The following is a 19,491-nucleotide window of genomic DNA, read 5'->3' on the forward strand; positions in this document are numbered from 1 at the left end:
GCAGGTGAAATCAGAATGTGGTTATGTGAAGGGAAGGTGAAGTCACAGCGATAACCTGAAAGTCGCTTCCACCCCGTGCGGCCGGCGGTTGCGCAGGTGAATGCCGCCATGATGCAGGCGGGCGACCTCCTGCACGAAGTTCAGCCCCAGCCCGCTGCTTTTTGGCCGTTCGGCGCGCGGCAGCGAATAAAAGCGCTCGAACACCTTATCGAGCGCATAGTCCGGAATGCCGCTGCCGTCATCGCAGACGCTGATGCAGTAATGCTGTTCCCGCCGTTCGCCTCGCACGCTGACGCAACCGCCCGGCGGGGTAAAGTCGATCGCGTTGTCCAGCAGGTTGGTCAGCGCCTGGCTGATCAGCAACGCATCGCCGTTCAGCGTCACCTCCGCCAACGCCTCCAGTTGCAACCTGACGCCGCGCTGCGTCGCCTGCGCCTCTTTGCCCGCCACCGTCTGGCTGACCAGCGTCGCGATCGCGATGGGCGCGGTCTCCATGTCTGGCCGACTCTCCAGCCGCGCCTGCACCAGCAGTTTGTCCACCAGCTGCTGGATGCGTGCGCTTTGCTGCTCGATATTGGTGAGAAAACGCCGGGCGGTCTCCGGCGGCGGCAACTCTTGCAACAGCTCTGCCGCGCCCCTGATCGCCGCCAGCGGGCTTTTCAGCTCATGCGTCAGGGTATGTGCATACTGTTCGATATATGCTTTGCCTTCCAGCTTCAGTCGCATGCTCTCCAGCGCCTGCGCCAGCTGCGTCAGTTCCCGGCCGCCCACTTTGGGCAGCGGCGCGTTTTCTCCCTGCGCCACCCCGTCGGCATAGCGCACCAGCCGGCCTATCGAACGGGTGATCCACCAGACGAATACCGCCCCGATCAGCAACGCGATCCCCAGCAGCAATGCGCCGGCCCACAGAATGCGCCGTTCGCTGCGTTTGATCACCGGCGCCATGGTGCTGTTGGGTTTGCCCACGGTGAGCACGCCGATAATACGCCCTTGTTCTATCACCGGCGCGGCCACATACATCACCGAACTGTTTTCATCCTGCGGGTCGCTGCGGGTACTGCGGGCGCCGTACTGGCCGCGCAGCGTCCGATAAACGTCATTCCAGCGCGAATAGTCCTGCCCCTGCGCACGGCCGGCAGAATCGAAGATAACTCGCCCCTGGGTATCGGTAAGATAGACGTGGTATTCGCTGCGATCCTTGCGGATGCCGGAGATATTGGCGCCGATCGGCCGCTGGTTCAGCTGCGTAAACGCCTGCGCCAGTTGACCATGCGCCGCATCGCCGCGCTGCATGTCCTGACGGGCGATCTGCGCCAGCAGGTTAGCGGTGTCCACCAGCGTGCCTTCGGTAGCGCGCCGCACGCCGGGCTTCACTTCCTGGACGAAAATGCTCAACACGAAGTACCCGGCCACCGCCACGATCAGAAAATATCCCAGCAGCAGGCGCAGCCCAATTTTCATGGCTGGCGGCTCACGCTGTAGCCCAATCCGCGGTGGGTGTGGATGGGCGGCTCACCGGGTTCCACCGCACGCAGCTTGGCGCGCAGCGTTTTGATGTGGGTGTCGACGGTGCGATCCAGGCTTTCTTCCGCCTGCGCCCAAACGCTTTCCATCAGTTGCTGCCGCGAGAACACCCGTCCGGGCGCCAACAGCAGAGTCTTCAGCAGCAGGTATTCGTAACGGGTCAGCGGCAGCGGCCGCTGATGGTAGGAGATGGTGGCCGCGTCTTCGTCGAGCGTGAAAGCGCCGAAACGGTAGAGCGCGCTCTGTTGCAGGCGCTGCTGCTTATACAGGCGGCGCAAAATGGTGCGCACCCGTGCGCTAACCTCGCGAGGGGAGAACGGCTTGGCGACATAGTCGTCGGCGCCGATCTCCAGCCCGATCAGGCGATCTACTTCATCACTGCGGGCGGTAAGAAACAGAATCGGCAGATCGGCCGCCTGAGCCAGCAGGCGGCGACACAATTCAAAGCCGTTGATATCCGGCAAACCGACATCGAGGATAGCGAGCGCGGGCGCGCCTTGCGCCAGCGCCTGCAACGCCGGTTCCGCGCGTTCGAACCAGCGCACCTCGAAGCCTTCGCTCTCCAGCGTGTAAACCAGCGTATCGGCAATGCTGGGTTCATCCTCCACCAACCAGAGTACGGGTTTCATCAGGCCTCCTCGCCGTCACCCGCCGGCGGATACAGCAACAGCTGCCGCAGGTGGCGCCACTCCTCTTTGCTCATGCAGTCGGAAGCCAGCCACAACCGGCGGCGCTTTTTGCCCTCCGTCGACTGCAGCGTCAGCAGCATGCCGTAACCCGGCATCCACGGTTTTTTCGCCAGCCGCCACTCGCGGCCGTGCCAGCTGAAGCGCCGGTCCGCCAGCAGCCGCAGCTCGCCCTGCACCGCGGCGATGCGCTTTTGGCTGCGAATGCACTGAAACACCACCAGCGTCAGCAACACCAGCCAGAGCGGGCCCAAGCCTTCCGGCCAGGGCGAAATCAGGATCAGCAGGATCAGAACGCCGTGGGTCAACAGGGAAAACAGCTGAGTGCGCCAGGAAATGCGGATATCACATCGCCACTGGGCCACGGTCTTTATTTCGCGTTTGGATCAGGGTCACCATTCTCTGCAGCTCGCTGTCCTGCGGCGCGCCATGATTCATCAGCCAGTTGAACAAATCGGGATCGTCGCACTCCAGCAGGCGGATGAACAACGCCTTGTCCGCGTCATTCAGGCTGTCGTATTCGTATTCGAAGAACGGCATGATGGAGATGTCCAGCTCGCGCATGCCACGGCGGCAAGCCCAGTGAATACGTGCTTTGTTGTTAATATCCATGTTGTTATGACTCACCTCTTTTCAGCGCGGCAGCACCAGCGCAGGGTTCAAATGACACACTGTATGGCAACGCCGTCGCAATATAATTCCATCAGCCGGGGATCTGTCTGCAAGGGTGCCCAGGCCGCAAGCCTATAGAGTAACAATTTGACATACACGCCGGGAAGGCGCTTTGCTGCGGAAAACGTAATAAAGCGCAAAATGCCAAAAAAAGCGCCCCCCGGCCCCACGGCGCGAATAACAGTTTGCAAAGCCCGCCGCCTCTTTTACCATGGGTTCAATACCCTTCAGGTAAGCTAAACGTTGAGCAGGAACTTACTATGGCGCATAACATTCCATTCCCACCCCGTCAGCCCTCCGCTTCCACCCATCTGCCCCTGACGCTGATCTCGCTGGAAGATTGGGCGCTGGTGACGCTGAACGGGCCGGACACGGTGAAGTATCTCCAGGGCCAGGTGACGGCGGACATCGACGCGCTGGCGGCCGATCGGCACGTGCTGTGCGCCCACTGCGACGCCAAAGGCAAAATGTGGAGCAACCTGCGCCTGTTCCACCGTGGCGAAGGCTTCGCCTATCTGGAACGCCGCAGCGTGCTGGACAGCCAGCTGGCTGAAATCAAAAAATACGCGGTATTCTCCAAAGTCACCATCGCCGCCGATAACGATGCGGTGTTGCTGGGCGTCGCCGGTTTCCAGGCGCGCGCTGCGTTGGCGGGCCTGTTCGCTACGCTGCCGGATGCCGAACACCCGGTGGTGCAGGACAGCGAGACCACGATTCTGCACTTCAGTGCACCGGCGGAACGTTTTCTGCTGGTGACCCGCCCCGCCGTGGCCGAACAGCTGATCGGCAAACTGCATGACCAGGCGGAACTGAATGACAGCGGCCAGTGGCTGGCGCTGGAGATCGAAGCCGGCTATCCGGTTATCGACGCCGCCAACAGCGCACAGCTGATCCCGCAGGCCACCAACCTGCAGGCGCTGGAAGGCATCAGCTTCAGCAAGGGCTGCTATACCGGTCAGGAGATGGTGGCGCGCGCCAAATTCCGCGGCGCCAACAAGCGTGCGCTCTACTGGCTGGAAGGTAAGGCGGCCCGCGCCCCGCAGGCGGCGGAAGATCTGGAGCTGCAGCTGGGTGAAAACTGGCGCCGCACCGGCACCGTACTGGCGTCGAGCCAACTGGCCGACGGCACGCTGTGGGTACAGGTGGTGATGAACAACGATTTGGACGCCGACAGCAAGCTGCGGGTGCGCGACGATGCCGCCAGCCAGCTGGCGATCAAACCTTTGCCGTACTCGCTGGCCGAAGAGAAATAATCCATCGGCCGCAGGCGCCCTGCCTGCGGCCGTCTTCGTTACTCGTCCAATTCCCCGTCGCGCTGCACCAGATAGATCAGCACCAGGATGATGGTGACGAAGAAGCGAAACGCATCGGGCACGCCGTTCCATTGTTTCGACATCCACATGCCAAACCACTCTCCCCCAATCGACATAAAGCCGACCTGCCAGGTGAGGAAGCCCAGCGTCAGCCCCACTACCGCCAGTTTTTTCCGGCCGTTAAAGGTTTTAGCGGGCAGTTTCAGGCCGCACAGCAGGCGCAGGCCGCCGATCCAGCACAGCAGCGCGGTCAGGCTCTCCAGCGCGATGATGAAGATATAGCCGGCGTGATGCAGCCACGGCGTCTGTATCGAACGGTAGCCAATGGTGGCGTCGGGGAAAATGGTGTCCATCATAAAGACGTGGCGCACAAAGGCGAAGTTGGAGCCGTAATCGGTGATATTGCCGAAGGCCACCAGCGAAGCGAACAAAGCGATAGCGCAGACCAGCAGCGCTTTGGATAAGCGAACGATCATCGTAATGAGTCCTGAACAAAGTTAAGAGAAAGAGTATGCGGGCTCAGAAATGAAAGAACGGGCTTGCTGGATACCCGAAAGAAGCAAGCGCCTCTTTTTTAAAACAAAAGAGGCGCCTGTTCAATACGCATTCAGACGTAGCGATAACGTTTAGACGTAGAGATAGATCGCCATGAAATGGCAGGCGCTGCCGCCGAGCACGAAGGCGTGCCAGATGGCGTGGCCAAAGCGGATGCGCTTGGAGGCGTAGAAAATCACGCCGAGGGTATAGACCACCCCGCCTATCGCCAGCAGCGTGACGCCGCCGGCCTCCAGCCGCGTAACCAGCTGATAAATCACGATCAGCGACAGCCAGCCCATCGTCAGGTAGGTCACCAGCGACAGGGCTTCAAAACGGTGGGCGAAGGCCAGCTTGAACAGCACGCCGAGCAGCGCCAACCCCCAGATTACCGCCATCAGGCCCTTCGCCAGCGGCGAATCCAGCCCCACCAGCAAAAACGGGGTGTAAGTCCCGGCAATCAGGAGATAAATGGCGCAGTGGTCAAATTTTTTCAGCCAATGCTTGGCCTTCTGATGCGGGATCGCATGGTACAGCGTGGAAGCGAGAAACAGCAGGATCATGCTGCCGCCGTACAGACTGTAACTGGTGATGGCCGTCGCATCCGCGCCGGTATTCACCGCCTGCACCAACAGCAACACCAGGCCGACGATACCGAACACCAGCCCGATGCCGTGGCTGATGCTGTTGGCGATCTCTTCCGCCCACGGATAAGCCGCGGCGACAATCTTATTGTTCCCGGCTTTCACTACGTCCGTTTTCCCCATAACGCGCAACCCCTCAAAATGCCCTGCTTTGTGCGAAATTAACGCAAAGCAGCTTAACTGAGAATAATTCCAGTGTACACGTGTACGCTAAAATAAAAATGTGAACGCGTGTAACCATCGAAATCGCTCGCCCGGTGGTCTACAATCGTCAGGCTTCAACCCACCCACCTTGAGGTTTACACCATGTCATCCGCTGTACCCGCGTTAGATTTCGGCTCAATGACCCAGGTCATCCAGTTCCTGATGGAAATCGATAAGTTGAAAGGCGTGCAACGCCGCACCAAAGTGCTGGGCACCCAGCGCCAGGAAAACTCCGCCGAACACAGTTGGCATTTCGCCATCGCCGCCATGAGCCTGGCGCCCTACGCCGGTGATGACGTAAACATTCAGCGCGTGATCCAGATGGCACTGCTGCATGACATCGTGGAAATCGACGCCGGCGACGTGCTGGTCTACGATCTGGCGGCCCGCGCGGCGATCCACGATCAGGAAGTGGCGGCGGCGCGCCGTCTGTTCGGCATGTTGCCGGAGGCTCAGCGCGAGTATTTCACCGCTTTATGGCAGGAATATGAAGATGGCGAAAGCGCCGATGCACGCTTCGCTTTGCTGCTGGATCGCACCATGCCGATGCTGATGAACCTGCACAATGAAGGCCAGAGCTGGGTAGAGAACGGCATCAGCCTGGAGCAGGTGCTGGCGCGCAATGCATCAATCGCCGATGTGCACCCCGAACTGTGGCACCACATGGAACAGCACCTGCGCGATGCACAGCGCAAAGGCTGGTTGAAGTAAGTGAACCGGGCTGCCGCGGCAGCCCTTCAACGTCAAGCGAACGCCCGCTGGCGTTCCAACGCCTCCTCATAGCTCGGCATCGACCCCGCCGCCCCGGCGCGCTCCACGCAGACCGCCGCGTAGGCGGCGGCAAAGCGCACCGCATCGGCTAACGGCACCTGATTCGCCAGCTGCGCCGCCAGGGCGCCGTTAAACGCATCGCCCGCGCCAGTGGTGTCTTTCGGCTGCGCTGGAAACGCCGGGATCAGCTCGCTGTTTTCCCCGTCCGAGAACAACGCCCCTTGCGTGCCCAAAGTCACGATCAGTAAGCGAATGCCTTTGGCATGCAGCACCTGCGCCGCCTGGCGCGCCGAAGCCACATCCCGCACCGGCACGCCGGTCAGCAACGTACACTCGGTGGCGTTGGGCGTCAGCATATCGACCTGTGCCAGCAGGCTGTCCGGCACCGGCTGAAACGGCGCCGGGTTGAGAATGATGAACGTCTGCGCCTCACGGGCGATGGCGATCACCTGCTCAATCGCCGGCAGATTGTTCTCCAGCTGGGTCAACAGAATGTCCGCCGCGGCGATCGCCGGCCGACACTGGCGCACCTCGTCTTCGCTGACCGTCAGGTTGGCGCCGGGATCGACGGCGATCATGTTCTCCGCCTCCTCACCGGCAACGTAGATAAGCGCATTGCCGGTCGGGCAATCGCCGGTCGAGAACAGCGTCACCGCATCGAAACCAGCGGCGGCGAGGTGGCGCCGGGCGAAGGTGCCGAAGTCATCGCGCCCCACCTTGCCGATATAATGCACCCTTGCCCCAGCGCGCAGCGCAGCGGTGGCCTGGTTGGCCCCCTTACCGCCCGCGCCCATCATGCTGTTGCGGGCGATCAGCGATTCGCCGGGCTGTGGAAAGCGCGCCATGCCGGCGACGATATCCAGGTTGAACGAACCGAACACGCAGACTTTGCCTTTCATTGCGGGTACTCCCTGCTCAATTGGAGGTGGCGCCGGGCGGCCAGGCAGGCGCCTTTGCTGCCGGTTTCATCGGTCAGGCGGCTGATGGAGATCGCCAGCCCCTGCGCCGGCTGCGGCCCGCGCAAATGGCGGCGGATCTCTTGTTCCAGAAGTGCCAACGGGAAACCGCTCATGGCGATCACGCCGCCGCCCAGGATCAGCTGCTGGGGATCGAGCACGTTCATTTCGATGGCGATGGTCTGCGCCAATCGTTCGACGAAGCGCCGCAGATCCGGATGTTCGCCGTGGCGTTCGAACAGCCGTTCGAACGGCGTTTGCGCCGCGTTGGCGCGCGCCCAGCCGGTCAGCCAGTGGCCCGAGGTCAGGCTCTCGACGCAGCCCCGTTTACCGCACGGGCACTCACCCTGATGGCCCGGCCAGGGAATGTGCCCCAGCTCACCGGCGGCGCCGTGCGCCCCGTGATAAAAGTCGCCGTTCAGCCACAGGCTGTTGCCCATGCCGGTGCCCAGATACAGCCCCACCGCCACCTGCGGCAGCGCCGGCAGCTGCTGCAAGTCCCACCACAGCAGGTGATTGACGTCTTTATCCATCCGCACCGGCAGCGCCAGCGCATCGGCCAACAGCGCCGCCACCGGCTGGGCGTCCAGCGCCGGAATGAACGGCAGCGACAGCACCCGCGAGCGATCGCGGCTGAGGATCCCCGGCAGCCCGAGCATCACCTGCGCCACCTGACGATCTTTGCAATGCCCGGCGATCAGGCGGCCCAACGCCACCAGCGGATCGGCCTGCCGTGCCCAATCGGCGGTCGCTATCTTGCGGTACCCGCTGAACTCGCCGTCATCATCCATCAACAGCAGGCGGGTATTGGTGCCGCCGACGTCTACGCCAAGAAAATGCCGCATCATGTCCCCCGCCTCAGGCCGCCTGCCGCATCTGATCCAGCATTTTTTCCCATGCCGTCTCCAGATCCGGATCGAGGTTGAACAGCCCGGAGCTGCCGACGATCAAGACTTCCGCGCCGGCGCCCATCAGATCGCGGTAGGTGCGCTGATTGCAGGATCCGTCGATCTCGATCAGATAGCTCAGGTTTTGTTGGCGTTTCAGATCGCGCAACTGGCGGATCTTTTCCAGCATTTCGGGAATGAACGGCTGCCCGGCATAGCCCGGATCGACGGTCATCACGGTGATCTTGTCCAGCAGATGAAGGTAGTGGCGGATAAACTCCACCGGCGTAGCCGGGTTCAGCACCACCCCCACTTTTTTACCCAGCGCGCGGATCTGGTTGATCACCCGGAACGCATCGCGGTTGATGGTTTCGGCGTGCGGGCAGATAAAGTCCGCGCCGGCACGGGCGATCGGGTCGATAAAATCGGTCGGGTTCTCCACCATCAGATGCACGTCCAGCAGCAACGAGGTGTGCGGGCGGATCTGTTCGATAAAGAACGGCGACAGCGTGATGTTTTTCACGTAGTGCCCGTCCATGATGTCGATATGCAGCATATCGGCGCGGCGGTTCAGCACCGCCAATTGCTGCCGGATATCCATCAGGCTCATGCACATCAGTGAAGGTGAAATCTGGTATTTCATTAGCGTTATCCTGCGCAAAAGGGAAAAGGATCAGTGGCCCGCTGCGGCTCTGGCCTGGGCCGCGCTGCGGCGCATCGCCCGCCGCTGCCGATAGCGATGGCGGAAAAACTTCAGCGCCAGCACTGCGATCAGCACCGCGCCCCACATCGCCAGGCTGAAATGCGGGCTGACGTTCATCAGGTTCAAACCGGTGGCGATCACTTGCAGCACCACCAGCGCCAGGACCACGCCGCTGACCCGGCCAAAACCGCCGAACGGATCGGTGCCGCCCAAAATGATCGCCAGCACCGTCAGCAGCAGATAAGAGTCGCCGTAGCCCATGCGCGCCGAGTTGAAGCGCGCCATCATCACCAGCCCGGCGATCACGCACAGCAGGCTGGAGAGGGTGTAAATGGCGATCAGCACCCGATGGGTATTCACGCCGCTGAAGTGGGTGGCGTTGATGTTGCTGCCACTCATGTAGATGCATTTGCCGAGCCGGGTTTTCTGCAAGAACAGCGCCAGCAGCACGGCAACCGCCAGGAAGATCCACAGCGGTACCGGTACGCCCAGCACGCGCTCGGCGCCGATAAACCGCACGATCTCCGGCATGCCGCTCAGGGCCGCACCGCGCGTCAGATAGATACCGATGCCGTTGACCGTGGTCATGGTTGCCAGCGTCACCAGAATCGGATGCGCGCCGACGTAGGCCACCAACGCGCCGGTCGCCGCGCCGATCATCACGGCCAGCAGCATCGCCGCCGCCAGCGCCAACACCAGCCACAGCGCCTGCAGCCCCAGCCCGGCGTCCGGCGGCAGATAGCTGATGAACAGCCAGGCCATCAGCAGGCTGGTCAGGTTGGCGCTGGCGATAATGCACAGGTTCAGGCCGCCGCTGAGGATCGGGATGAACATCGCCAGGGTCAGCAGGCCCAGCTCCGGCAGCTGGAACGCCACGCTGGTGAAGGTGGCGCCGCTGAAGAAGCGCCCCGGCATCAGCAGGCTGAAGGCCAGCACTACCGCCACCAGCAGCGCCAACAGGCCGACGGCAGTGCCGTCCGGACGAAATTTCAGGTAGTTGCCCATCAGGCGCTCCTCAGGCGAAACCGACGTCGGTTTCTTTGCGTTTCTTGTAGTGGGTGACGGTAATCGCCGCGACGATCACCAGGCCGATCACCACGTTCATGAAGTAGCTGGACACGCCGATCAGGTTGAGGCCGTTTTTCAGCACACCGATCAGGAATACGCCCATCAGCGTGCCGATCACGCTGCCCTTGCCGCCGTTCAGGCTGGCGCCGCCCAGCACCGCCGCCGCCAGTACATCGAGCTCACCGCCCACCAGCGCATTGGGCACCACCTCCCCCATGCGGTACACCTGCACCAGGCCGCCGATCGCCGCCATCACGCCCAGATAGCCATAGGCGAACAGGTGCAGCAGGCCGACGCGGATGCCGATGCGCCGCGCCGACTCCGCATCGCCGCCGACGGCAAACAGCTGGCGCCCGAGGTGCGTCTTGTTCAGCAGCAGCCAGGTCAGCAGCGCCACCGCTAGCATCACCAGCGTCGGCAAACCGAGCTGATAGCTCTGTTCACCCAGCTGAAACGGCAGCACGCTGCGCGGCAGCGTCCACCAGTCCGGCAGCGCGTACAGGCTGCGGCCGTTGGTCAGCCACATCAGCATGCCGAACAACAACGCCTGCATACTGATGGTGACGATGATCGAGACGATGCGCAGGCAGTAGATCAACATCGCGTTGACCATGCCCAGCGCGGCGCCGATCGCCAACGCCAGCAGAATGCTGCCCGCCGGGCTGGCCAGCCCGTAGTGGGTCGCCAGCGTGGCGATCAGGTACTGCACCACCGAGGCCACCGCCGCGAAGGAGATATCGATACCGCCGGTCACCAGCACCACGAACAGGCCGAGGGCGAAAATGCCGCTCACCGCATAGCTTTCGCTGAGATCGAGCAGGTTTTGCACCGTCAAAAACCGATCGCTGAGCAGCGAAAAAACGATGACCGTCAGCAGCAGTACCCAGGCCAGGTAGCCTTCGTTGCCGCGCGGTTTCAGGCTGAATCTACGCATTGACCGCCTCCGCCAGCTGTTGCTGGCTCACCTGCCCCGGCAGGTATTCGCCGATCACGCTGCCGCCGCTGAAGTGCAGCACCCGATCGCAGTTGTAATACACCTCCGGCACCTCGTCGGAGATCAGTAAAATGGCGATCCCCTCCTGCGCCAGCAGATGGATCAGTTGATAGATGCTGGCCTTGGCGCCAACGTCGACGCCGACGGTCGGCGAGTCGAGGATCAGGATCCGCGGCTGGGTCAGCACCCACTTGGCCAACACAATCTTTTGCTGATTGCCGCCGGACAGCGTCGAAACCGCCTGCTCCGGATCCGCCACCCGCACGCCAAGTTTGGCGATCCACTCCGCGACGATGCGATTCTTGCGGTAGTCGTCAATCAGGCGAAAACGCCCGCGCAGCTTATCGAGAATGGTCAGCACCGCGTTGTCCGCCACCGACTGTTGCTGCACCAGGCCGAGCGTCAGGCGATCCTCCGAGACGTAGCCGATACCGGCCTTGATCGCGTCCTCATGGCCGCGAAAGCGCACCGGTTTGCTGTCGAGGTAGAGCTTGCCGCTGTCCGGCCGGGTCATGCCGAACAGGCTCAGCGCCAGCTCGGTGCGCCCGGAGCCGAGCAGGCCGCATAGACCGAGCACCTCGCCCTGATGCAGCCGGAAGCTCACGTCCTGATACTGCCCGGTGCGGCTGAGGCGATCCGCCTCCAACATCACCCGATCCTTATTCATGCTCGGTGACTTCAGGCGATAGTCCAGCTTCAGACCGGTCATCAACTCGGTCAGACGATCGCCGGTGATCTCCGCCGCCGGCCAGGTGCCGATCTTGTTGCCGTCGCGGATCACCGTGACGCGATCCGAAATTTCCAGCACCTCGTCCAGCCGGTGGCTGACGAACACCACGCAGATGCCTTTCGCTTTCAGGTAATCCACCGTGCGCAGCAGCTGATTGACCTCGGTGCGGGTCAGCGAGGCGGTTGGTTCATCCATGATCACCAGCCGCGCCTCCGCCACCAGCGCGCGGCAGATCGCCACCTGCTGGCGCTGGGCGATCGGCAGCTCCGCCACCCGTTTGTCGAGATCCAGATGGAAACTCAGCTCCTGCAACAGCCGCTCGGCGGTGCGCCGCAGCCGTGCCGGGCGGTACCATCCCAGCAGCCCATGCAGGTTGTGCTCGAAGGCGATGTTTTCCGCCACCGTCAGGTTGGGAAACAGCGACAGATCCTGGTAGATCACCTGAATGCCGAAGGCGCGCGCCTGATCCGGCGACAGCCGACCGAAGGTTTGCCCATCGATGGTGATGCGGCTGCCGTCGTCCGGTTGATACACGCCGGCGATCGCCTTGATCAACGTACTCTTGCCGCAGCCGTTGGTACCCGCCAGGCAGTGCACTTCCCCCGGCATCAGCGCCAGCGAGATAGCGTTCAGCGCACGCTGGCCGCCAAAGGTCATCGACAGCTGCTGCAGCGCGATCAGCGGCGCGCCCTGCGTTGCCGTATTACCGGAAATCGCCATGATTACAGCCCCATCTTCACCAGCTTCGGCAGGTTTTGCTTATCCAGGCTTTCGGTGGCGTTGCCGAGAATGGTGTGCTGCTGCGCATCCACCTGCACCTTGCCCATGCCTTCGATGGTCATGCCGTCGGTGATTTTTTCTCCCTTATGCATCATGTCGGCGATGCGCACGAACACTTCGCCCGCCACCAGCGGATTCCAGATATAGCCACCCTTGATGGCGCCACGGTTGACCAGCGAAGCGCCCTGGCCCGGGCTGAACGGCCCGATGACGCAGATATCGTTGCTTTTGCCGCGGTTGAGCACCGCGCGCCCGGCGCCGATCGGCCCCTGTGAACCAAAGGCCAGCACGCCTTTCAGATCGGGATATTTGGCCATCAGATCGTTGGTGGTGCGCACGCTGTCATCCAGCGATTCGCCCACGCCGAACTTGTCGCCCACCAGCTGCATGTTCGGGTAGTGCTGCTTCTGGTAGTTGATCGCCGAGTCTGACCAGGTGATGTGCAGCGGCACCGTCAGGCTGCCGACATACACCGCGTACTTGCCCTGCTCTTTCATGCAGGCGGCCAGCGCTTTCATGTGGTTGACGCCGTGCTGCGAGGCGTCCACCAGCTCAAAGTCCCAGTCGGCGTACTTTTGGCCGGGGGATTCGTGCACGATCACCTTGATGCCCGCTTCCTGCGCGCGCTTGAGCACCGGCTCCAGCACCCGGGCGTCGTTCGGCACCACGCCGATGATGTCCACCTTCTGCGCGATCAGATCTTCGATGGCGCGCACCTGCAGCGCCGGGTCCGCCGCCGTCGGCCCGACCATCCAGGCGTCGATGCCGCGTTTGGCGCCCTCGCTTTTGATGCCGGCCTCCATGGCGTTGAACCAGGGAATGCCGCCGATCTTCACTACCACGCCCATTTTCAGCTTGTCCGCCGCCTGCGCGGAGACCGAAAGCAGCAGCGAGGCAAACAGACCGACCAGTACGGATTTTTTCATTGTTCTCTCTCCACAAGTGTTGGCTGTAATAAGGGTTTTCGTTGTTGTTATCGCGCCGCCTTTTTCGCGGCGGGTGAAACTTCAATCACGTCTACGTTGTTCCAGGCCAGTTCCTGACGAAATTCGTCGTCGCTGAGCCGATCGGTGATTAAGGTATCTATCTCCCGGTAGTGGCAGATGCGCGCGAACGAGCGGCGGCCGAACTTGTTGCTATCCACCAGCAGGAACTTGCGCTCCGACGCCAGCAGCATCTGCTGCTTCAACCGCGCATGGTGCTCGTTGCTCTCGCGGATGCCGCCGTCCTGACAGATGCCGTGGCAGGAGAAGAACAGCTTGTTGATCACAAACTCCTTCAACATCTGTTCCGCCAGCACGCCGATAAAATCCTCGTACTTGGCGGAATACTCGCCCCCCAGTCCGATGGTGCGCACGTTGGCCTTGCAGGCCAGCGTCTGGATGATGTGCAGCGAGTTGGTCAATACCACCAGAGAGATATCCGGCAGTTGGCGCGCCAAAAACCAGCTGGTGGAGCTGCTGTCCAGCAGCAGACAATCCCCCGGCGCGATAAATTCCAGCGCGCGTTTGGCGATGCGCGTTTTCTGCTCCGGCGCCTCGTTGCTGCGCTGGCGGAAAGATTCCCCCTGGTCTATCTCGGCGGGCACATAGGTTTTCTCCACCGCCGGCGGCTCGACGAACACCGCACCGCCGTGGCTGCGCAGCAGCAGGCCGCGCCGTTCCAGCAAGGCCAAATCACGCCGCGCCGTCTCGATAGAGATATGGCACAGCTGCGCCACCTCCTGCACCATCACGCGGCCGCGCTGGCTCAAGACTTCGGTGATAAAGCGATGACGTTCTACAGGCAGCATGTTTCTTTTCTCCTCCAGGACGATGATTACGATATCGATTTGCCGCGCCGCGTTTTGCGCGCAGACGCAAAGCGCATCGCCCCGCGATCGGTCAACGATGGCGGTGTGATAGTTGTCAAAAAAATCGGGAAGGAAATGAAATGAATAATTACGAAAGTGTGGAGTAACAGGCAGTTATGATGCGTGTGCGTCTTAGACAGACAGGAGAGAAACGGTAAACGGTCACAATTCCACGTTCCGCAACATGACCGTTAATGACCGTTTTTGTGGTTTTGACCGAACGCTGCCGAGCGGCAGCTAATGCTGGTAGGCAATACACTCCGCACGACGGGATGTCAAAACCCCCTCATGCGTTCAACGCCCGCCTGCGGCCTCGATAAAAGTGCCGGTCACGTAAGACGCAGCGTCAGACAGCAGCCAGGCGATCGCCTCCGCCACTTCCTGCGGCTGCCCGCCGCGCTGCATCGGTAAACTGTCCTTCACGCGATCCACCCGGCCGGGCTCGCCGCCGCTGGCGTGCATCTCGGTATAGATGAATCCGGGCCGCACGCCGTTGACGCGGATGCCCTGCGCCGCCACCTCGCGTGATAACCCGATGGTCAGGGTATCGACGGCGCCTTTCGAGGCGGCGTAATCGACGTATTCTCCGGCAGCCCCCAACCGGGACGCCGCGGAGGAAACGTTGACGATAGCGCCTCCCTGCCCGCCATGGCGCAGCGCCATGCGCTTCACCGCCTCGCGGCAACACAGGAAGTAACCGGTCACGTTGGTGCCGAGCACCTGATTGATGCGCTCGGCGGTTAATTGTTCAATGTTCGCCTGCTGGAACAGAATCCCGGCATTGTTGACCAGCGCGCTGAGCGTGCCCAGCCCGGCGTCCAGCGCAGCGAACATCGCCATCACCTGTGCTTCATCGGCCACGTCGGCCTGCAGCGCCAGCGCCTTGCCGCCCTGCGCCTCAATCTCCGCCACCACCTGCCGCGCCGCGCTTTCGTCGCGCAGGTAATTCACCCCCACCGCATAGCCCTGCCGGGCCAGCAGCAAAGCGGTCGCACGACCAATTCCCCGGCTCGCGCCTGTGACCAATGCCACTTTCGTCATATTGTTTTTCTCTGCTTGGCGATATCAACACAGCGGCCTGTGCACAGGCGCCCCGTTTGCCCGTCAGAGTATAGAGCCACGCGCTAAAAAACGCTTTAAAGCTGAGCCAGGCGGCGCAGCTGCTTTTTAATGCGCGCTTTGACGCAGCCGTAGGCGTCCGGCGTCGTCACCTGATGCCCCCGTTGTAAGCCGGCAGCATGCAGGCCGCTATGGCCATGGCTCTGGGCGTCGCCGCGAAAAGACAGCATCAACAGAACGAGCACGGCCGCCACGCCTGCATATATCAGCCGCCGCGAGGTGCCCGCGAGCGGGGAACCGTCAGTCTGCATGTTTCGCTCCTTCTGTTGTGGTATCGAATGGCAGCAAAATAACTGAAATTCCACCGCGTTCCCTTAACGCGAGATTAAAGCCAGATTAAGGTTTGCTTAAGAACGCGCAGGCAAAGCGAGTTTCCCCGTTGTCTTCCCGGCAGGGTTATAGTTAGATAATCGCGACTTGAAGATCTCAGCGGAACAAACGTGAACATACTGTTGGTGGAAGACGACCTGCAATTAGGCAAGGCGCTGTGCCGCGCATTGGAGCTCACCGGCTTTAATTTGTGCTGGGTGCGCCTGCTCGCGGACGCGGAAAATAAACTTTCACCCGGCGGGTTCGATCTGATGCTGTTGGATCTTACGCTGCCGGACGGCGACGGTTTGCAAAAGCTAATCGCCTGGCGCGCCGCCGGGCAAAATATCCCCATCATCATCCTGACCGCCCGCGACCGCATCGAAAGCCTGGTGAACAGCCTGGATTCCGGCGCGGACGACTTTCTGGCCAAACCCTTTGCGCTGCCCGAGCTCATCTCACGCGTCAAGGCGGTCAACCGACGCATGGCGGGCTTCGCTTCGCAAACCTGGAGCCTCGGCACGCTGTATCTCGACCCGGTAAACCATCAGGTGACGCTGGATAACGAACTGCTGATGCTGTCGAAAAAAGAGTATCACCTGCTGCACGAGCTGATGCGCTGTGCCGGCACCGTGGTGCGCAAAGCGGTGTTGGAACAGCGGCTGTTCGGCCACGGCGACAGCGTGGAAAGCAACTCGCTGGAAGTGCACATGCATAATTTACGGCGCAAGATCGGTAAAGAAAGAATTATTACCGTACGCGGCATTGGTTATTTGCTGAAGAAAGAGTAGCAGGATGATCGGTTTCAAATCCTTCTTTATGCGCACCATTATTTTCCAGGTCCTGGCCATTTTATTATTGTGGGGGATCCTCGTCGCCTGGGTGAAATATTGGTATTACCCCGACATGGAAAAATATTTCGATAACCAGCAACGCATTGTCGCTGTGGGTATCGCCAATATTCTCGATGAAACCGGCACCGACAATATCGATTACCGCGGCATCATCAAGACCATTGAAGGCATGTACATTGATTCCATCAATAACGGCATGCAGGATCAAATCGATTACCACCCGCTGTTCGTGGTTTACGATCGGGACAACCGGGTGCTTTACAGTTCGCAAACGCAGGGAGAACCGCTGCGCCTGCCGCCTTCGGTGCTGTCCGGCTCCGTTAAGTACGCCGGCGCCAACTGGCATCTTGCCGGCAGCTGGAGCGAAAAGCGCCAATATCGGGTGATCGTCGGCGAGTCGTTCAACGATCGCACCACGCTGTTCGGTAACCCGGCGGAAAGCACCGCCATGCCGCTGCTGGGCATTCTGGCGGCGATCATCATCACCCTGCTGTTTACCGCCTACTTCAGCCTGCGGCCGCTGCGCCAGATCGCCCGCACCATCTCCGATCGCCAGCCGGGTAACCTGTCGCCGATCAACGTCAGCGAGCAGTATCAGGAAATCCGGCCGGTGGTGGTGGAGGTCAACAAGCTGATGGCGCGCATCGACGCCGCCAACCAGCGCGAAAAACGCTTTATGGCCGATGCGGCACACGAACTGCGCACGCCGATCGCCGCCGTGCTGGCGCAGCTGCATCTGCTGACCCAGGTCTCGGAGCAGCAGGAGCGCCGGGAGATCATCGGCGACATGCAGCAGGGGCTGGATCGCGCGGCGTCGCTGTCGCGCCAGCTGATCAACCTGGCCAAGCTGGAGGCGGAGGATTTTCCGCTGAAAATCGAGGCGGTGGACATCTACGCCGACATTGGCAAATGCATCGCGCAGCACGTCCCCTATGCGCTGGAAAAGGATGTGGAACTTTCACTCGACGGCAGCGAGGACGTGGTGATAAACACCGATCGCCATGCGCTGATCGCCATCTTCACCAATCTGCTGGACAACGCGCTCAAGTACGCGCCGCCCGGTAGCCGCATCGAAGCCAATATCCGTTCGCTGGCACCGCTCGGCTGCTATATTACGTTGCGCGACAACGGCCCCGGAGTGAGCGAAGAGCACCTTCCGCGCCTGTTTGAACGCTTTTACCGCGTGCCCGGCACGCAGCAAACCGGCAGCGGGCTGGGATTGGCCATCGCCCGGAACCTGGCCGACAAAATCGGCGCGCAGCTGCGCGTCACTGAAGGCCTCGACGATCGCGGCATCGGTTTTATTATCGATTTGCCGGAAAGTTACCGGCCACAGACTGAGAGTGAATAACGATCATGAGCGCCCCTGTTCTGCTGCAGCGGCAGCAACTCGACCGCCTATGGGATATCGACCGCAGTGAAGTCATCGACACCCTGTATCGCCTGCAGGACGGCAAGCTGCAAGCCTACCCGGACTACTACGACGTGCGCGGTTGGGATCCGCACGACCAGGAAACCTATACGCCAATCCACGAAGCCTGCTTCGATCGCGGCGGCGCGTTCTTCGCGCGGTTCGAAGGCGAGGAGATCGTCGCGGCGGCGGCGCTGGACACCGAGCCGCGCGGCCCGCAGCGGGATCTGCGCCAGCTGCTGTTCTTTTACGTCAGCGCGCACCAACGCGGCCTGGGGCTGGGCAAGCAGCTGTTTCAACTCTGCCTGCGTCAGGCGGCGCAGGAAGGCGCCGCCGGGCTATACGTCTCCTCCATCCCTAACAAAAGCACCGTAGACTTCTATCTGGCGCAGGGCTGCCGGCTCATCGAGCGCCCGGATGCCGAGCTGTTCGCCCGTGAGCCGGAGGATATTCACCTGGTCTGCCCTTGCCGTTAACGGCAAGGGCCTAACGGGCGATGCGTATCACCGAACGCACGTCGCTTTTCTTGTTCAGATCCCACACCTCGGCGATCTCCGCCAACGCGTGCTCCTGCGTCTCGATAGTGAGCGCGCCCGTCGCCGCCAGCGCCAGAATTTCGGTCGCGTAGCGCTGCATCTCCGGGATCGGCGGGAAGTTGCCGGTGCCGCTGCCGAGGATCTGCAGCTGATTGCTGCGCAATACCGCCGCCGGCAGCCGGATGTCCGGCGCGGCCATCGAGCCGACGTTGACCAGGCGAATGCCGCGCCCGCCGGCGTAAGACGAGAGATCGTGATTATTGAGCGTCGCGAGCAGCGCTTCGGTCGCCGGGCCCCAGATATAATCGACGATCACCTGATAACCGCCCGGCCCCGCCGCCGCCGCGAAGGCCTGCGTCAGCGCCTCGCCCTGCAGGCTCAGATCCACCGTGGCATCCACGCCCAACGCCTCCAACACGCTCAGCCGACGGCCGGCGGCAACGATGCGCCCGGCTCCCGCCTGACGCGCCGCCGCAACCGCCAGTTTGCCCGAGGTGCCGGTAGCGCCGATGATCAGCACCGTTTCACCGGGCTGCAGATCCGCTCGCCAGCGCAGCGGCAGCCAGGCGGCGAAGGCCGGGTTGATCAGCGCCGCCGCCGTGGCGTCGTCTACCGCCTCCGGCACCGGCACCGTCCATGACGCGACGCTGCGCTCAGCCATCGCACCGTAAGGACGGCGGAAGGAGGCGAAATAGACCCGTTGCCCGTCGGCCGTCCGGCCCACGCCGTCGGTGCCGGGCACAATCGGCAGCTGCTTGGGGCTGGAGTAATGGGTGCCGGCGACGGTAGCGCGATCCAGCTGTTTGATGCCGGCCGCCAGAACCTCGATCGGCACTTCATTCGCCTGCGCCTGGGGCTCCTCAAAGGTGCCGAAAACCGGGGCTTGCCCCAGCGCTGTTACGATTGCCGCTTGCATGGTGACTCCTCAAATCGTGGGAACGTAC

General features: G+C 61.9%; 22 protein-coding genes. 5 read left to right on the forward strand and 17 right to left on the reverse strand.

The annotated features are described in order from the left end of the window. Positions 1 to 42: 42 nt before the first annotated feature. From creC to sdhE, 4 genes are read right to left on the reverse strand one after another with little or no spacing between them, the layout of a single operon-like run. The gene (creC, locus tag V8N38_RS20680; RefSeq protein ID WP_147840300.1) at positions 43 to 1,461 is read right to left on the reverse strand and encodes a two-component system sensor histidine kinase CreC; all 1,419 of its coding nucleotides are present in this window, start codon (positions 1,459 to 1,461) and stop codon (positions 43 to 45) included. Beyond that, positions 1,458 to 2,153: a two-component system response regulator CreB gene (gene creB / locus V8N38_RS20685; RefSeq protein WP_049277068.1), complete on the reverse strand. Its 696-nt coding sequence runs from the start codon at positions 2,151 to 2,153 to the stop codon at positions 1,458 to 1,460. Before creB ends, creC begins: the two co-directional genes overlap by 4 nt. Then, entirely contained in the window at positions 2,153 to 2,575 is a 423-nt protein-coding gene (locus tag V8N38_RS20690) for a protein YgfX (protein WP_147840299.1), read from the reverse strand. The genes creB and V8N38_RS20690 overlap by 1 nt, the downstream gene beginning before the upstream one ends. Beyond that, entirely contained in the window at positions 2,556 to 2,822 is a 267-nt protein-coding gene (sdhE, locus tag V8N38_RS20695; protein ID WP_019455657.1) for an FAD assembly factor SdhE, read from the reverse strand. The genes V8N38_RS20690 and sdhE overlap by 20 nt, the downstream gene beginning before the upstream one ends. A 320-nt stretch (positions 2,823 to 3,142) precedes the next feature. On the opposite strand from sdhE, the gene ygfZ reads away from it, so the two are divergent. Then, on the forward strand, positions 3,143 to 4,135 hold the full coding sequence (gene ygfZ, locus V8N38_RS20700; RefSeq protein WP_060422867.1) for a tRNA-modifying protein YgfZ: 993 nt from the start codon (positions 3,143 to 3,145) through the stop codon (positions 4,133 to 4,135). 38 nt (positions 4,136 to 4,173) lie between these two features. Here the strand turns inward: ygfZ and V8N38_RS20705 are convergent, their stop codons facing one another. Together V8N38_RS20705 and trhA are read right to left on the reverse strand one after the other, a co-directional pair. Further along, the gene (locus V8N38_RS20705) at positions 4,174 to 4,671 is read right to left on the reverse strand and encodes a DUF2165 family protein (protein ID WP_060422863.1); all 498 of its coding nucleotides are present in this window, start codon (positions 4,669 to 4,671) and stop codon (positions 4,174 to 4,176) included. Between the two features lie 150 nt (positions 4,672 to 4,821). After that, on the reverse strand, positions 4,822 to 5,496 hold the full coding sequence (gene trhA, locus V8N38_RS20710) for a PAQR family membrane homeostasis protein TrhA (protein ID WP_038871224.1): 675 nt from the start codon (positions 5,494 to 5,496) through the stop codon (positions 4,822 to 4,824). A 183-nt stretch (positions 5,497 to 5,679) separates the two neighbouring features. On the opposite strand from trhA, the gene V8N38_RS20715 reads away from it, so the two are divergent. Next, positions 5,680 to 6,288 (forward strand): HD domain-containing protein, encoded by a 609-nt coding sequence (locus V8N38_RS20715; protein ID WP_060422860.1) that lies wholly within the window; start codon positions 5,680 to 5,682, stop codon positions 6,286 to 6,288. Between the two features lie 32 nt (positions 6,289 to 6,320). Here the strand turns inward: V8N38_RS20715 and rbsK are convergent, their stop codons facing one another. The 10 genes from rbsK to V8N38_RS20765 all read right to left on the reverse strand — a co-directional run bounded on the left by rbsK (position 6,321) and on the right by V8N38_RS20765 (position 15,688). Beyond that, positions 6,321 to 7,247 (reverse strand): ribokinase, encoded by a 927-nt coding sequence (gene rbsK, locus V8N38_RS20720; RefSeq protein WP_038871218.1) that lies wholly within the window; start codon positions 7,245 to 7,247, stop codon positions 6,321 to 6,323. Next, the gene (gene alsK, locus V8N38_RS20725; protein ID WP_060422856.1) at positions 7,244 to 8,152 is read right to left on the reverse strand and encodes an allose kinase; all 909 of its coding nucleotides are present in this window, start codon (positions 8,150 to 8,152) and stop codon (positions 7,244 to 7,246) included. Before alsK ends, rbsK begins: the two co-directional genes overlap by 4 nt. 10 nt (positions 8,153 to 8,162) lie before the next feature. Continuing rightward, entirely contained in the window at positions 8,163 to 8,834 is a 672-nt protein-coding gene (gene alsE, locus V8N38_RS20730; RefSeq protein ID WP_100396839.1) for a D-allulose 6-phosphate 3-epimerase, read from the reverse strand. Positions 8,835 to 8,864: 30 nt separating this feature from the next. Continuing rightward, entirely contained in the window at positions 8,865 to 9,899 is a 1,035-nt protein-coding gene (locus tag V8N38_RS20735) for an ABC transporter permease (RefSeq protein WP_038871213.1), read from the reverse strand. A 10-nt stretch (positions 9,900 to 9,909) separates the two neighbouring features. Next, the gene (locus V8N38_RS20740; RefSeq protein WP_147840298.1) at positions 9,910 to 10,896 is read right to left on the reverse strand and encodes an ABC transporter permease; all 987 of its coding nucleotides are present in this window, start codon (positions 10,894 to 10,896) and stop codon (positions 9,910 to 9,912) included. Beyond that, on the reverse strand, positions 10,889 to 12,406 hold the full coding sequence (locus V8N38_RS20745) for a sugar ABC transporter ATP-binding protein (protein WP_060441311.1): 1,518 nt from the start codon (positions 12,404 to 12,406) through the stop codon (positions 10,889 to 10,891). The genes V8N38_RS20740 and V8N38_RS20745 overlap by 8 nt, the downstream gene beginning before the upstream one ends. Before the next feature lie 2 nt (positions 12,407 to 12,408). Continuing rightward, on the reverse strand, positions 12,409 to 13,392 hold the full coding sequence (locus tag V8N38_RS20750) for a substrate-binding domain-containing protein (protein ID WP_060422843.1): 984 nt from the start codon (positions 13,390 to 13,392) through the stop codon (positions 12,409 to 12,411). A 47-nt stretch (positions 13,393 to 13,439) separates the two neighbouring features. Further along, a complete protein-coding gene (locus V8N38_RS20755) occupies positions 13,440 to 14,258 on the reverse strand; it encodes a DeoR/GlpR family DNA-binding transcription regulator (protein ID WP_060422840.1) in 819 nt (272 codons plus the stop codon). A 354-nt stretch (positions 14,259 to 14,612) separates the two neighbouring features. Further along, positions 14,613 to 15,359, reverse strand: coding sequence for an SDR family oxidoreductase (locus tag V8N38_RS20760; protein ID WP_070913825.1), 747 nt, complete (start codon positions 15,357 to 15,359; stop codon positions 14,613 to 14,615). A 95-nt stretch (positions 15,360 to 15,454) separates the two neighbouring features. Continuing rightward, the gene (locus V8N38_RS20765; RefSeq protein WP_060422831.1) at positions 15,455 to 15,688 is read right to left on the reverse strand and encodes a hypothetical protein; all 234 of its coding nucleotides are present in this window, start codon (positions 15,686 to 15,688) and stop codon (positions 15,455 to 15,457) included. Between the two features lie 189 nt (positions 15,689 to 15,877). Between V8N38_RS20765 and V8N38_RS20770 the strand changes: the two genes are divergently transcribed. The 3 genes from V8N38_RS20770 to V8N38_RS20780 are packed head-to-tail and all read left to right on the forward strand — an operon-like array spanning position 15,878 to position 18,487. Further along, positions 15,878 to 16,537, forward strand: coding sequence for a response regulator (locus V8N38_RS20770; RefSeq protein WP_019455640.1), 660 nt, complete (start codon positions 15,878 to 15,880; stop codon positions 16,535 to 16,537). A gap of 4 nt (positions 16,538 to 16,541) precedes the next feature. Further along, positions 16,542 to 17,951, forward strand: a complete 1,410-nt coding sequence (locus V8N38_RS20775) for an ATP-binding protein (protein ID WP_049199249.1) — start codon at positions 16,542 to 16,544, stop codon at positions 17,949 to 17,951. 5 nt (positions 17,952 to 17,956) lie between these two features. Continuing rightward, entirely contained in the window at positions 17,957 to 18,487 is a 531-nt protein-coding gene (locus V8N38_RS20780) for a GNAT family N-acetyltransferase (protein WP_060422828.1), read from the forward strand. A gap of 10 nt (positions 18,488 to 18,497) precedes the next feature. Here the strand turns inward: V8N38_RS20780 and V8N38_RS20785 are convergent, their stop codons facing one another. Beyond that, the gene (locus V8N38_RS20785; RefSeq protein WP_060441306.1) at positions 18,498 to 19,463 is read right to left on the reverse strand and encodes a quinone oxidoreductase family protein; all 966 of its coding nucleotides are present in this window, start codon (positions 19,461 to 19,463) and stop codon (positions 18,498 to 18,500) included. Positions 19,464 to 19,491 lie beyond the last annotated feature (28 nt).

This window comes from Serratia nevei (assembly GCF_037948395.1).
Classification (GTDB): domain Bacteria; phylum Pseudomonadota; class Gammaproteobacteria; order Enterobacterales; family Enterobacteriaceae; genus Serratia; species Serratia nevei.